At 72.8% G+C, this 13,255-nt stretch carries 11 protein-coding genes and 1 pseudogene; 6 read left to right on the top strand and 6 right to left on the bottom strand.

Annotation, left to right across the window (positions count from 1 at the left end):
- Window positions 1–5 precede the first annotated feature (5 nt).
- Complete coding sequence (gene lysA / locus IE245_RS25995) at window positions 6–1,310, top strand: diaminopimelate decarboxylase (protein ID WP_189951724.1); 1,305 nt, start codon at window positions 6–8, stop codon at window positions 1,308–1,310.
- Between the two features lie 152 nt (window positions 1,311–1,462).
- Window positions 1,463–2,788 carry a type III PLP-dependent enzyme domain-containing protein gene (locus tag IE245_RS25990; RefSeq protein ID WP_189951723.1) on the top strand — a complete coding sequence of 442 codons (1,326 nt, stop codon included), beginning with the start codon at window positions 1,463–1,465 and terminating at the stop codon, window positions 2,786–2,788.
- Between the two features lie 145 nt (window positions 2,789–2,933).
- Here the strand turns inward: IE245_RS25990 and IE245_RS25985 are convergent, their stop codons facing one another.
- Together IE245_RS25985 and IE245_RS37215 are read right to left on the bottom strand one after the other, a co-directional pair.
- Window positions 2,934–3,305, bottom strand: coding sequence for a VOC family protein (locus tag IE245_RS25985; RefSeq protein WP_229851516.1), 372 nt, complete (start codon window positions 3,303–3,305; stop codon window positions 2,934–2,936).
- 46 nt (window positions 3,306–3,351) lie between these two features.
- A pseudogene (locus IE245_RS37215) lies at window positions 3,352–3,657 on the bottom strand (SAM-dependent methyltransferase); the annotation flags it as partial.
- A gap of 246 nt (window positions 3,658–3,903) precedes the next feature.
- On the opposite strand from IE245_RS37215, the gene IE245_RS37960 reads away from it, so the two are divergent.
- A complete protein-coding gene (locus IE245_RS37960; protein WP_308436628.1) occupies window positions 3,904–5,697 on the top strand; it encodes a heparinase II/III domain-containing protein in 1,794 nt (597 codons plus the stop codon).
- Between the two features lie 255 nt (window positions 5,698–5,952).
- Here IE245_RS37960 and IE245_RS25975 read toward each other — a convergent pair whose 3' ends face one another.
- Genes IE245_RS25975 through IE245_RS25965 form a run of 3 tightly spaced genes read right to left on the bottom strand, consistent with a single transcriptional unit; the run spans window position 5,953 to window position 8,331 of the window.
- Window positions 5,953–6,549 carry a TetR/AcrR family transcriptional regulator gene (locus IE245_RS25975; protein ID WP_189951718.1) on the bottom strand — a complete coding sequence of 199 codons (597 nt, stop codon included), beginning with the start codon at window positions 6,547–6,549 and terminating at the stop codon, window positions 5,953–5,955.
- Window positions 6,550–6,583: 34 nt separating this feature from the next.
- On the bottom strand, window positions 6,584–7,381 hold the full coding sequence (locus IE245_RS25970; RefSeq protein WP_189951716.1) for a DUF2705 family protein: 798 nt from the start codon (window positions 7,379–7,381) through the stop codon (window positions 6,584–6,586).
- The gene (locus IE245_RS25965) at window positions 7,378–8,331 is read right to left on the bottom strand and encodes an ABC transporter ATP-binding protein (protein ID WP_189951714.1); all 954 of its coding nucleotides are present in this window, start codon (window positions 8,329–8,331) and stop codon (window positions 7,378–7,380) included. Before IE245_RS25965 ends, IE245_RS25970 begins: the two co-directional genes overlap by 4 nt.
- 561 nt (window positions 8,332–8,892) lie before the next feature.
- On the opposite strand from IE245_RS25965, the gene panD reads away from it, so the two are divergent.
- On the top strand, window positions 8,893–9,318 hold the full coding sequence (gene panD / locus IE245_RS25960) for an aspartate 1-decarboxylase (RefSeq protein WP_189951712.1): 426 nt from the start codon (window positions 8,893–8,895) through the stop codon (window positions 9,316–9,318).
- Window positions 9,319–9,885: 567 nt separating this feature from the next.
- The gene (locus tag IE245_RS25955; RefSeq protein ID WP_189951710.1) at window positions 9,886–11,310 is read left to right on the top strand and encodes a transglycosylase family protein; all 1,425 of its coding nucleotides are present in this window, start codon (window positions 9,886–9,888) and stop codon (window positions 11,308–11,310) included.
- Here the strand turns inward: IE245_RS25955 and IE245_RS25950 are convergent.
- Window positions 11,191–12,159 (bottom strand): DMT family transporter, encoded by a 969-nt coding sequence (locus tag IE245_RS25950; RefSeq protein ID WP_444545744.1) that lies wholly within the window; start codon window positions 12,157–12,159, stop codon window positions 11,191–11,193. The genes IE245_RS25955 and IE245_RS25950 overlap by 120 nt on opposite strands.
- A gap of 313 nt (window positions 12,160–12,472) precedes the next feature.
- On the opposite strand from IE245_RS25950, the gene IE245_RS25945 reads away from it, so the two are divergent.
- Window positions 12,473–13,198, top strand: coding sequence for an IucA/IucC family C-terminal-domain containing protein (locus IE245_RS25945; RefSeq protein ID WP_229851505.1), 726 nt, complete (start codon window positions 12,473–12,475; stop codon window positions 13,196–13,198).
- Window positions 13,199–13,255 lie beyond the last annotated feature (57 nt).

Here is a 13,255-nt window from a genome sequence, read left to right as displayed (position 1 = left end):
TCACCATGCACATCCCTCCGCACCTGTGGCCCGCCACGACCACGACCGGCACCGACGGCCTGGAGATCGGCGGCGTGCTCCTGAGCGACGTCGCCGAGGAGTTCGGCACCCCGGCCTTCGTCCTCGACGAGGACGACTTCCGCGCCCGCTGCCGGTCCTGGCGCGCGGCCTTCACCGGCCACGACGTCTTCTACGCAGCCAAGGCGTTCCTCTGCCACCAGGTCGCCACCTGGCTGAAGGACGAAGGACTGGGAATCGACGTCTGCTCCGCGGGCGAGCTGCGCACGGCGCGGCGCGCGGGGATCCCGGGATCCTCCGTCATCTTCCACGGCAACAACAAGTCGGTGGCCGAACTGGCGGAAGCCGTCGACCACGGCGTCTCCCTCGTCGTCGTCGACTCCCACGACGAGATAGCCCGGCTGTCGGACATCGCCACCCACCGGGGCACGTGTCAGCAGGTCCTCGTCCGCGTCACACCCGGCGTGGAGGCGCACACCCACGCCCACATCACCACGGGCACCGACGACCAGAAGTTCGGTTTCTCCCTGTCCACCGGAAGCGCCCACCGCGCCATCTCCCACGCCCTGGGCGCGCCCGGCCTGGAGCTCGTGGGCCTGCACAGCCACCTCGGCTCCCAAATCCTGCGTCCCGACGTCTTCGAGACGGCCGCCGACCGGCTCGTCGGCCTGATGGCCGACACCGCGCGCACCCACGGCACGCTCCTACGGCGCCTCGACCTGGGCGGAGGCCTGGGCATCGCCTACCTTCCCGACGACGAACCCCTCGACGTGCGGGACCTCGCCCCCACCGTCATCGACCGGGTGCGGAAAGCCTGTGCCGTGGCGGGCGTGCCGATGCCGAGACTCGCCGTGGAGCCCGGCCGGGCCATCGCGGGACCCACGACGGTGACCCTGTACACGGTGGGCACGATCAAGCGCCAGCCCGGACTGCGGACCTGGGTCTCCGTCGACGGCGGCCTGAGCGACAACATGCGGCCCGCCCTGTACGACGCCTCCTACACGGCCGCTCTGGCGGGCCGGGCCACGGCCAGGAGCACGGACGAGCCGGTCACCGTCTGCGGACGGCACTGCGAATCCGGCGACATCGTCGTGGACTCCGCCCGCCTGCCCTCCGATCTCGCCGTCGGCGACCTCCTCGCCGTCCCCGCCTCCGGTGCCTACCACCGCTCCATGGCGAACAACTACAACTCCCAGCCCCGCCCGCCCGTCGTCGCCGTCCGTGACGGTACGGCACGCGTCGTCGTCCGGCGGGAGACGATCGACGACGTCCTGCGGCTGGACGTCCGGTGACCGGCCACCCCGAGACCGCCGCGCCGCTGCCGCCCCGGCGCCCCGGGCCCGCGCCCTCCGAGCCCACGGAAGGGCACGCCGGGCCCACGCCCCCCGGTTCCGCCCCTCCGGGCCGGCCGGGAGCCACACCCCTGAAAGCGAGGAAGGAAGGCATGACGCACCAGGAGAAGATCGCGTCCGTACTGCGGCGGGCAACCGCCGACGGCGTTCTGGGACAGGAGCACCCCGTCGCCGGCTTCGTCGATGTCCAGGGGGTCCGCGACAGCATCACCGCGCTCCACGAGGCCTTCGCCCACGTGCCGGACGCCCTGCACGCCTTCGCGGTCAAGGCATGCCCGCTCGTCCCGGTCCTGCGGCTGCTCGCGGACGCCGGAATGGGCTGTGAGACGGCGAGCCCGGGAGAGACCCGGCTGGCACTCGCCGCCGGGTTCGCACCCGACCGCATCGTCCTGGACTCGCCGGCCAAGACTCGCACCGAGATCCGCGAGGCGCTCACCCTCGGCATCGCGCTGAACGCGGACAACCTCGCCGAACTCGAGCGCATCGACGCCCTGCGCCCCGCCCGCTCCCGGTCCGTCGTCGGGCTCCGCGTCAACCCCCAGGTCGGCGGCGGCACCATCGAGGCCATGAGCACGGCGACGTCGCACTCGAAGTTCGGAGTGGCCCTCGACGACCCCGGAGCCCGCACACGGATCCTCGACGCCTTCCTGCAACGCCCCTGGCTGACCCGCCTGCACGCCCACGTCGGCTCGCAGGGCTGCTCGCTGCAGCTGATCGCCCGGGGGCTCGCCGCGCTGCACCGGCTCGCCGAGGAGATCGACGCGCACGTCGGCAGACGCCAGGTCACCAGCCTGGACCTGGGCGGAGGGCTGCCGGTCAACTTCTCCGACGACACGGTCACGCCGACGTTCGAGGAGTACGTAAGGGCGCTCACCGACGCCGAACCGGCCCTGCTCGACGGCCGCTACCAGGTGGTCACGGAGTTCGGCCGGTCACTGCTCGCGAAGAACGGCTTCACCGCGGCGGTGGTCGAGTACGTCAAACACTCGGGCGGCCGGCGGATTGCGCTGACCCACGCCGGAGCCCAGGTGGCCCTCCGCACCGTGTTCATGCCCGACGCGTGGCCGGTCAGGATCACCGCGCACGGGCCGGACGGCCGACCCAGGACGACCGCGTCCGTACCGCAGGACATCGCCGGTCCCCTCTGCTTCGCCGGGGACGTGGTGGCGCACGAGCGCCTGTTGCCGGAACTCGCGGAGGGGGACCTGGTCGTGCTGCACGACACGGGCGCCTACTACTTCTCCGCCCCCTGGGCCTACAACAGCATCCCGAGGCCGGGGGTCCATGGGTTCCTGCACCGTGACGGAGAGGTCGAGCTGGCCACGGTGCGGACGCCGCAGACACCGGCGGAAGTCGTGGAGGAAAGCGGCGCGTCCCACGCGACGGCGCTCCTGACGGGATTCGCCCCCCGGCTCTGAACGACGAGCACCCCGTCCGCTTGTGAGGACCTGCCGGTCGGGCCGTCGGATCAGCCCGGCCGGCAGATTCCCACGCTCCACTCGTGTCCCTCGGGATCGAGGACCCGGGCGCGTCGCGTACCCCACTCGGTGGCCTCCGGCTCGATCACCGGGACCCCGCCCGCGGACACCACGTGGAAGTACCACCGGTCCACCGCCGAGGGGGAGGGGAGGCACAGGCACAGGCCGCTTCCCGTGCTGGTGCCGTGGTCCTGATGGTGGCCGGCCTGCTGTACTCGGCGTGCGCGCCGGCCGCCATCAGGACCACGTCCCAGCACCGGACCTCGGCGTGGGCGAGTGAACCGTCCTCGGCGTCCTGGCGCCGCACGAGCTCGAATCCGACCTCCGAGAGCCAGGCCAGCGCGGCCTCGGTGTCCCGGTAGCTGAGGTAGGCGTGGAGGTCCGCCGCCACCTCGGCGGGGCGGTCCGGATCCTCCACGACCCCGGCGCCCCTGGTCGCCCGCGCTGTGTCCGTCACCGGCCCTGGCGCCAGGCTTCGTATGCGACGGGGATCTGCGGTGCAGGCTGAGGGCGGGTGCGGCGACGCCGCGGATGCGCTGCAGGCTGCCGTAGGCGTAGCGGCCGATCGCTTCGCTGCGCTCACTCTCGATATTGACGGTGATGGTGCGCTCGTCCTCGACGGTGAAGCCGGCTGCCGTCAGCATCGGCCCCCAGTCGGCGCCGCGGTGCGGAACGTGCTGGGTGTGGAAGCTGTCGGTCGCGGCGTGGGCACGCTCTTCGAGGCCGGGCCGGTTCTCCGGGGCGTGTGCCGGCAGGACGCGAGGGAAGCCCGCGAGCTCGACGACGGCGAACAGGCCGCCGGGGGTGAGAGCCACGAGCACCAGGAGAATGGCGTGTACGAGTTGTCGACCGTTCGAAAAGCGGGCGCGCGGTTGGACGCGGCCCTCGTCCGACGACGCGCGGCGCGGGATCCACGGGTGGCCCGGCTCGTACAGGTGATCACCGAGAGGGCGGCGCGGTGGGTGAGCAATCCGACCCTTTCCGTTCCTGGAGAGCTCCCCGAGTGGTGGCACGTCGCCTGGGATCGACTCGGAGACGTGGCGTTCGCCCACGCGATGGGTCCGCACGAGGCGGCGGCCCGCTGGCTTCATGACGAGACGCTGCGCCTGTGCGCACTTCCGGTCGACGACTGGGTGGGCCCGTCCTTCCGGCCCAGACCTGTTCCGCCGGTGGGCATGCTCGAGACCGCCCACGTCGGTCTGGGGGTCGCCGAGGTGCTCGAACTCGCTTCGGAGATCTTCACGCCTGACGAGCGACGCGTCGTGACGGAGGCGCTCGTCGACCACTGTCTGCTCCCGTACGAGCGCGCCCTGCTCGGTTCGGAACGGGGAGCCGAGCTCCATGCCCTGAGCGGCGGCGAGCAAGGGACGGCGCTCAACAACTGGTACATGGTGCTCCTCGATGCCTTCGGTGCCGTGTCCCTGCTGATCGGCGACGACGACCGGACCGCCACCCTCGCCCAGCGCTACAGGACGGCGACCGCGCTGTACAACGGCGACAGCTACGGGGAGAGCCTCCAGTACTTCGGATACGCCTCCCTGCACCTCAGCAACCTCCGCGAGCTGCTCCTGGCCCCTGGGCGGACACCGCTGGCGGAACTCGCGGTCCCCTATGCGGCGATGATGCCGTGGGCCGCGCACTCGACGATGTTCCAGGGCCCGAAAGCCGAACTCGGGCCCGGCACCTACACCACGATGGTCAACTTCGGCGACTCCGCGATGACGGCGCGCCCTCCGGCCGACCTTCTCACCAGCATCGCCCGGCGTGACGGAGGCGCCCCGCCGGCGGACGCGGCTCTCGCCCGGTGGCTCTTCGACCACACCTACAGCGAGCCGCAGTTGGAACCGTCCGACCTGTCGAGCTTCGGTTTCTTCTCCCAGATCGGCTGGCGATCGGTCGTCAACTGCCTCGACATGGTGGCGCCGCGCGCTCCGCGCGAGCTCCCGCTCCCCCTGGCCCAGCGCTTCGAGACCGGAACCGTCGCCGTCCGCGACCGGTGGGAGGAGAGCAGGACGGTCCTTGCCGCACAGGCCGGAAACGCGGCGCTGCGCGTGGACGGCCACCGTCACGACGACCACGGCAGCTTCGTCCTCAGCCACGGCGACGAACTCTTCTTCACCGACCCTGGCCACTGCTCCTACCGGTCGCGCGCACAGCACGAGGCGAAGCAGGCCGCGCAGCACAGCACATGGGTGGTCACGGATCCGGTCACCGGTGCGACCATCGAGCGGAGCCGCCCTCACGGTGCTTCGGCGGGGAACCGACGCGGCCCCGAACAGCGATCGGGCTGCACGGTCTTCTCCGTGGACCTCGCGGACCTCTACCCGGACACCGTCACCCGTGCGCGGCGAACCTGGATCACCCTGCTTCCCCATATCGTGCTCGTGGTCGACGACGTCGTCGCAGCGACGCCGATCACCATCGCGACCCGCTTCGTGCTGAACGACCGTGACCACGCCCTGCGGGTGAACCAGGCCACGGGCCGGAGACTCGTCCTGCGACGGGGCGCGGCCGCCGCGAAGTTCTTCCTCCTGCGCTCCGAGGAGGGCGGCCGACGGGTGTCGCCGGTCTTCGAGCGGAGCTGGTCAGCCGTCCACGACATCTACCAACCACAGCCCAATTCCCCCACCCAGGGACGTGAGGGCGGCGGTGTCGTGTTCGGCACGACCACCGAGCAGCCCACGACGTGCCATCGGGCGGTGTACTCGATCGTGTTCGACGCCGACAGTCGGATCAGGGGTTGGCACGTCTCCATGGACGAGTCGGACATCATCGACATCGAGCGTCCCGACGGAACACGTCTGCGGATCGACACGCGTGTTTTCACCGGGCACCCCGCCGGGGCCTAGCGTCACTCTTCTCGGGTGAGCGCCCCGGCCCGTCGTCCCTCCACGGGAGGCGTGTCACGCATGAGGCTCTTGAGGGCTTCGGTCCTGCCCCGTGGCTCTGTACGCCCACGGACGCCTGCTGTTCACGATCCTCGACTCTTCCGCGTGACGCGGGCGCGGCCGTCGAGAAGTTCCCATGAGGCAGCGTGAAGACGGAGGCGGCCGGTCTCATGAGTTCTTGTGCAAGAGACCCGTTGTCCGGCCGTGTCGCCTGCTCTACGCCGGGTGGGGGGCGAGGCCCTTGAGGATGATGTCGACGGTGTCGGCGATCCCGGGGAGGGCGGGGAGGGCCTCCCGATCGGGTGCCGGGGGCGGGTTCATGGCCATGCCGAACAGCAGGGCGAGCAGGACGACGGCGCCGTGGTCGGGGTTGGCGTCGGCGCGCAGGCGGCCGAGGTCCTGTTCCGCGCGCAGGTACTCGGCGAGCCGTCCCGGGGGACCCGGGAGGGCGCCGGGGGGCGGTGCGACGCGGGCGAGTTCGGGGTCGGTGAGGATGGCCAGTTCGAGGGGGAGGATGTCGGCGCGCAGGGTGGCGAGGTGGGTGAGGCAGTCGGTGAGGTTGGCCTTGACGGTTGCGGTGCCGGCGCGTGCGGGCAGGGTGTCGATCCAGTCGACGACGTGCTGGTTCTGCTGCAGGACGGCTTCGGCGAAGAGGGTGGCCTTGTCGGGGAAGTGCCGGTAGAGGGTGCCTTCGGCGACGCCGGCCGCCTGCGCGATGGCACGGGTGGTGGTCTTGGCGTAGCCGAGTTCGCCGACGAGCCGGATGGTGGTGTCGACGAGTCTGGTCCGTGTGGCGGTGCCGCGGGGGGGCATGGCACTTCCCCTTCGAGGTGTGTGGCGGGCTGGGTCAATCGGTGATGTCGCGGCGTTGGAAAACGGTGAGTGCGACGCCCAAGCCTAGAAGGGTGTAGAGGGCTCCGAGGGCCAGGGCGGTGCCGTAGGGGATGCTGCCGGTGCCGCCCTGGGCCAGTGCGCTGAGGGTGGCTCCGGGTGTCCAGTCGGCGATGGCGTCGAGGGCGGCGGTGATGACCGCTTCGACGACCAGGACGTAGCCGACGCCGACGGAGATGGAGACGGCCGCGGAGCGGGTCACCAGGGCCAGCACCAGTCCGATGACGCCCCAGACGAGCAGGGTGGCGAGCAGGTTGAACCATGCGCCGGCCAGGGTCGGCAGGACGTCCTGCCCCCAGGCGGAGACGTCGAGGTCCGCGCTCCGGGCCGCCATGGGAGCGATGATCAGGTTGGCGATGAGTGCCACGGTCGTGACGGCGGCCGTCCACAGGGACAGCGCACCGACCTTGCCGAGCAGCAGCCGGACGCGGTCGGGCTGTGCGGAGGCGGTCAGACGGATCAGGCCGCTGCTGTAGTCGCCGGCAGTCACGATCGCCCAGAACGACAGGGCGACCACTCCGTACATGCTGGCTGCCGAGGACAGGCCCGCCGTGATGCCGTCGGCGGCCTGCCACTGGTCGAGCGTCGGGAACGACACCCCGGGTCCGCCTTCCGGCTGAGCCCGGGAGGAGCCGACGACCTGCGCCATCACCATGTTGATCATGGCGGTGAACAGGATCGTCAGACCGAACCAGCCGAGGACGACGCCCTTGCGCCGGGTCCGCAGGAGCTCGCTGCGCACTGCGTTGATCATGACGCCTTCCGTTCCGCAGCCGCGGCGCGGGCTGCCGTGAGGTCCTGGTCGCTGTCGCCGGTCATCTCCAGGAAGATCTCCTCCAGGCTGCCGCGCACCGGGGTCATCGACTTGAGGGTGATACCTCCTCGGGTGGCCGACCGGTTGAGCTCGGCGCCCTCATGCTCGTCCGCGGCCACCCCGAGCCGGCCGTCGGACGTGGGCTCGACCTGCCAGCCGTCGGCCGACAGCAGGGTGAGCAGCGATGAGGTGTCCCGCGCGTGTTCCGCCGCGATCTCGATCCGTCGGCTCGTGCGAGCGAGGAGATCGGTGACGGGACCGGAGTAGACCAGGTGACCGAAGCGGATGACGACCAGGTAGTCGCAGACCGTCTCGATCTCGGCCAGGAGGTGCGAGGAGACGATGACGGTCCGGCCCGCGCGGGCCAGGTCCGCCAGCAGACCCCGGATCTCGACGATGCCCGAGGGGTCGAGACCGTTGGTGGGCTCGTCCAGGATCAGCAGTTCCGGATCGGGCAACAGGGCCGCGGCGATGCCCAGGCGCTGCTTCATGCCCAGCGAGAAACGCTTGACGGGCTCGGTGTCACGCCCGGTCAGGCCGACGGTCCGGAGCACCTCGTCCACCCGGGACGCCGGCAGGCCCCGCAGCCTGGCCAGCGACATGAGGTTCGCCCTCGCCGACAGGCCCGGCACGAACGCCGGATTCTCCACCAATGCCCCCACGCGCTGGAGGTAGCGGCCCGGTGCGCTGATCGGCTCGTTCAGCACCTCGGCCGTTCCCGACGTCGGCGCGATCAGGCCGAGCAGTATGCGGATGAGGGTCGACTTGCCCGACCCGTTAGGGCCCACCAGGCCGATCACCCCCGCACGCGGGAGCTCCAGCGTCAGGTGCTCCAGGGCCGTGACTTCACCGAAGCGGCGGGTGAGTCCAGCCGTCTTGATCACACTCATCGTCCCTCCAAAGCGTGTGAGCGCTCACTCACATAGTGAGGTGCTGGAATCCCGCTGTCAAACAGTGGAGGGGTAGTGGTTTCGGTCCGATTCTTTAGGTGTGTCCACGCCCGGCAGCCGTAGATCTAGCCGGCGTGTCCTCCGAGACCTTCTGTCCGAAGAGATCCTGCCGCGACGTCGTCGGCGCCCCTTTCGACTGTTTCGGGCGCCTGTGATGCGTGGAGCCCACTCATGCGCGGCGACATCGGCGGCCCGGTCCGCGCCCGATTCGGCGGCCGGCCCCGAAGAGGCCCGTCCGCCGCCGGCCAGCAAGCCGCCGGGTGAGCGTCGATCGCCTGATGGTTCGCCAGGAGGGTCGGTCTGCGGTCAGCGCGAGTCCGCCCCAATTGGCGGGCGGTCGTCCCGGCAGGTGGCGGTACGGAGCGAAGCCCCAGGCGGGAACCTGTCTGTCCCGACCGGGGCGATGTTCCTCACAAACATCGGGCTGGGGTGGCGGTGTAGGGTCGACGATGCCCTTGACCTGCACGAAGCAGGCAGGGAGCCGTCTCAGAGGAGTTCACAGTGCTGCGTACTCTGTTCAAGTCCAAGATCCACCGCGCCACCGTCACCCAGGCCGACCTGCACTACGTCGGTTCCGTCACCATCGACGCCGACCTGCTCGACGCGGCCGACCTGCTGCCCGGTGAGCTCGTGCACATCGTGGACATCACCAACGGCGCCCGCCTCGAGACCTACGTCATCGAGGGCGAGCGGGGGTCCGGGGTCATCGGGATCAACGGTGCCGCCGCCCATCTGGTCCATCCCGGGGACCTGGTGATCCTCATCAGTTACGCCCAGATGGACGACGCCGAGGCCCGCGCGTACGTGCCGCGCGTCGTGCACGTCGACGGGGCGAACCGCATCGTGGAGCTGGGGGCCGACGCCTCGGCGCCCGTGCCCGGCACCGATCAGGTGCGTCCGCCGCACGCGGTGCCGGCATCCGTCTGATCCGGGGGCATTGGGCCGGGCGGCGGCGGGGAACCGGAGGTCCGTGACGTCCGCGAGGGCGTCCCCGTCGTGTCGTTCCGCCCGTACGACGCCGCACGGGCCCGGCGCCACCCCGGGTCACCCCGCCGGTCCCCGGCGGGGTGACCCGGGCCGCCGAGCGGCGGTCGGCCGCCGCGCCCCGCCCGTGGTGAAGCGACGTTTCGCGGTGTCACCCTGGTAAAGAAGGGGGGAGAGACGCCGTCGACCGGGAGGTCCGTCATGACCCATCCGTCCCCCGACCCGTTCCCGCCCTCGCCGATTCCTCCGCCACAGCCCGGTCCCGTACCGGTGCCGCCGCCGAACCCCGTCCCCGTGCCGCCCGACCCGGCCCCTCCCGCGCCGCCCCAGCCCGGCGGGCCCGTGCCGCCGCCCGAGCCGCAGCCCCAGCCGGGCCCCGCCGGGCGCGGCGGGGAGCCAACGGCCGGGTGACTCAAGGGAGTCGACCCCGGCGGACTTCCGCGTCCGGCTTGTCACGCAGCGTGCGACCCCCGTAACTTGGACCGCTGTCGCTGTGTTCTAGGGGGGCCCATGGCCGTACGCGGACGTCACCGCCGCCACCAGCCGAGCCGGATCAACCGCGCCTCGCTCACCGTCACCGCCGGAGGGGCCGGTCTCGCCCTGCCCCTCGTCGGCGCGGGCGCCGCGCAGGCCGCCTCGCTCGACGTCTGGGAGAAGGTCGCCCGGTGCGAATCCTCCTCCGACTGGCGGATCAACACCGGGAACGGCTACTTCGGCGGCCTCCAGTTCAGCCAGTCCACCTGGGTCGCCTACGGCGGCCGCGAGTTCGCCCCGCGCGCCGACCTCGCCTCGAAGGACCAGCAGATCGCCGTCGCCGAGCGGGTCCTCGAGGGGCAGGGCCCCGGCGCCTGGCCCGCCTGCGGGCCCGAGGCCGGGCTCCGGCGCGGCGGCCCCGCGCCGGACGCCTCCGGCGGCGGCAACGACGTCCGGACCGCCTCGCTGCCCGCGCAGCGCGCCTTACCGCGGCAGGCCGCCGCGAAGCCCGGCCCGACGACCGTCCCCACCGTCCGCGAGATGTACACCGTCACGCCCGGCGACTCGCTCTCCGCGATCGCGCAGGAGGAACGGGTGCGCGGCGGCTGGCAGCGGCTGTACGAGATCAACCGCAAGGTCGTCGGAGACGACCCCGACCTGATCCTGCCCGGCCAGCGCCTCACCCTGCGGATCGCCGCCCCGGCCCGCCCCGCGCCCGCCCCCGCCTCCCCGAGCGCCCGTCCGAGCTCCCCGCAGGCGCCCCCGGCCCTGAAGCCGCCCGCGCCCCCGAAGCCCCCCGCCGCCCAGGCGCCCGCCACCAAGCCCCCCGCCGCCGAGCGGCCCACCACGCGGCCCGCCGCGCAGACGCAGACCAGGCCCCAGGCCAGGCCGGCGCCCCCGCAGCAGACCAAGCCCGCGACCCCGGCCCCCTCCAAGCCGCAGCCCAAGCCCCAGCCGAAGCCGAAGCCGGTCCAGCAGAGCAAGCCCCAGGCGAAACCCCAGCCCAAGCCGCAGAGCAAGCCGAAGCCCAAGCCCCAGCCGGCCGCGCCCCGCGAGGACCGCTACTCCGCCCCCGTCTCCGCCGACATCGGCACCCGCTACGGCAAGCCCGGCTCGTCGTGGTCCAGCGGCTACCACACCGGCGTCGACTTCCCGGTGCCCACCGGCACCACCGTGAAGGCCGTCTCCGACGGGAAGATCGTCTCCGCCGGGTGGGCCGGCGCGTACGGCTACCAGATCGTCGTCCGCCACGACGACGGCCGTTACAGCCAGTACGCGCACCTCTCCGCCGTCTCCGTCCGCGAGGGGCAGCGGGTCACCGGCGGTCAGCGCATCGGGCGCTCAGGGTCGACCGGCAACAGCTCGGGACCGCACCTCCACTTCGAGGTGCGGACGGGTCCCGGGTACGGCTCCGACATCGACCCCCTCGCCTATCTCAGGGCGCGCGGCGTCTCCATCTGACGCCGAGGGCCCGTCCCCGCCGGGGCGGGCCAGCCGGTCGAGGGTCAGCTCGACGAGCCCGCCCGCCGCGACCGTGCCGCAGACCAGCGCCGCGACCGTGCCGGCCGCCCCGTACCGGAAGCCCTCGCCGAAGAGGGTGAGGCCGACGGTGGCGGCCACCACGGGGTTGACGACGGTGACCGTGGCGAGCGGGGCGGCGAGCCCGGCGCCCCGGTACGAGGCCTGGGACAGCAGCAGGCCGGTGACCGCGAGCGCCGAGAGCACCAGCGCGGAGCCCCACTCGGCGAGCGGCGCGTCCGGCGACCACTCCTCGGCGACCGCCTTGGTGAAGACCGACGCCACCCCGAAGGCCACGCCGGCCGCCGCCGCCAGCGCGACCCCGCGCAGCGCCGAGCGGCCGGCCGACCGGGCCAGGACGAAGAGCGCCGCGACCGCCGCGAAGGTGGCCCCGGCGAGCAGCCAGCGCTCGCCGCCGTCGGGGGTGCGGCCCTCCCCGCCGTCCGTCACGCTGAGCAGCCCCGCCAGGCCCGCCGTCGCCATCAGCGCCCCGTGCCAGGCCCGCCGCCCCGCCGGGCGGCGGACGAACAGGGCGGCCATCGGCAGCGCGAAGACGATGGTGAGGGCGCCGAGCGGCTGCACCACGCTGAGCGGTCCGTAGGCGAGGGCGGCCACGTGCAGGGCCGCGCCCAGGCCGTTCAGCAGCACGGCGCCCCACCAGACCGGATTGCGCAGCGGCGCGTAGGTCGGCCCGGAGGCGGCAGCGGCGACCCGCTCCTGCACGATCGCCGCGCCCGCGTACGCCACCGCGGAGACCAGCGACAGGACGACGGACAGCGCGAGGGGACTCATACCTTCCACGATCGCTCTCCGGGGCGATTCCGTCGTCAGACCAGGGGACGCCTTCGCCGGTACCGCCGACGCAGTACGCGGCCGCCCCGTACACCGGGGGTCGTACGCCACCGCAGGTCATAGCGGGTTCAACCGGGGTGAAACGGGTGCACGAAGCGGTACCGGCGGGCCCCGGCCGCTCGGACGAGGGCCACATCCCGAGCCAATGGGCGTCCGGGCCGGTCCACTTTGGCCCGCAAGGCGCCCCGGCCGAAGGGGATACGGTGGCCCCGCACCGCCGGGCCCCGCCGGCGGCGGACTCCGAGGGGGAGCGGTGGAACCCGAGACGAGCGGCACGTTGCTCGGTGGCTTCTTCGTCCTGCGGACCGTCCCGCCGCCCGCCGGCGGCGACCACCGCCCGCTCGCCCGCCTCTACGACGGCGACGCGGCCTCCGACGGCCCGCTGCACGCGCGCGTGGACCAGGTCGCCGCCCGGCTCCGGGCGCCCGAGCGGCGGGTCGCCGCGTCCGTCGCGCACCTCGGGCTCGCCGCCCGCCTCTGGTCGACCGCGCTCGGCCCCGCCGCCCTGTGCGGGCGTTTCCCGGCCCTCGACCCCGCCGAGCTGCGCTGGGACCCGGCGCTCACCGCCCCGGACGACCTGTGGTGGTCCGGCGCCGACACCCGCCCCGCCACCGTCGACGCGCTCCGCGAGGCCGTCCAGACGGCGCACCTCGTCCCGCTGCACGCCGCCCTCGCCCGCGACGGGCGGATCTCGCCCCGGCTGCTGTGGGGCAACGCGGCCTCCGCGCTCGCCGGCGCCCTGCGCGAACTGATCCGCTGGTCCCGCCTCCACGACCGGCCCGAGGCCGCCGACCGGGCCGCCGCCCTCGTCCAGGGGCTCCTCGACCATCCGGACCTCGTCGGCACCCTGCGCGGCCCCGCCCTGCGCCGCACCACCTGCTGCCTCTACTACCGCTCCGCCTCCGGAGGCCTCTGCGGCGACTGTGTGTTCGACCACGCCCCGCGAACGGGTTTGGAGCGGCGGCCCCCGGCTCCGTAAAGTTGCCTCTTCGGAACCCCCGGCGGCATCCCGCCCGCGAGCGATCGAGGAACGACG

The organism is Streptomyces roseolus (assembly GCF_014649855.1).
GTDB lineage: Bacteria > Actinomycetota > Actinomycetes > Streptomycetales > Streptomycetaceae > Streptomyces > Streptomyces roseolus.
This window is presented reverse-complemented; position numbering and strand designations above follow the sequence as displayed.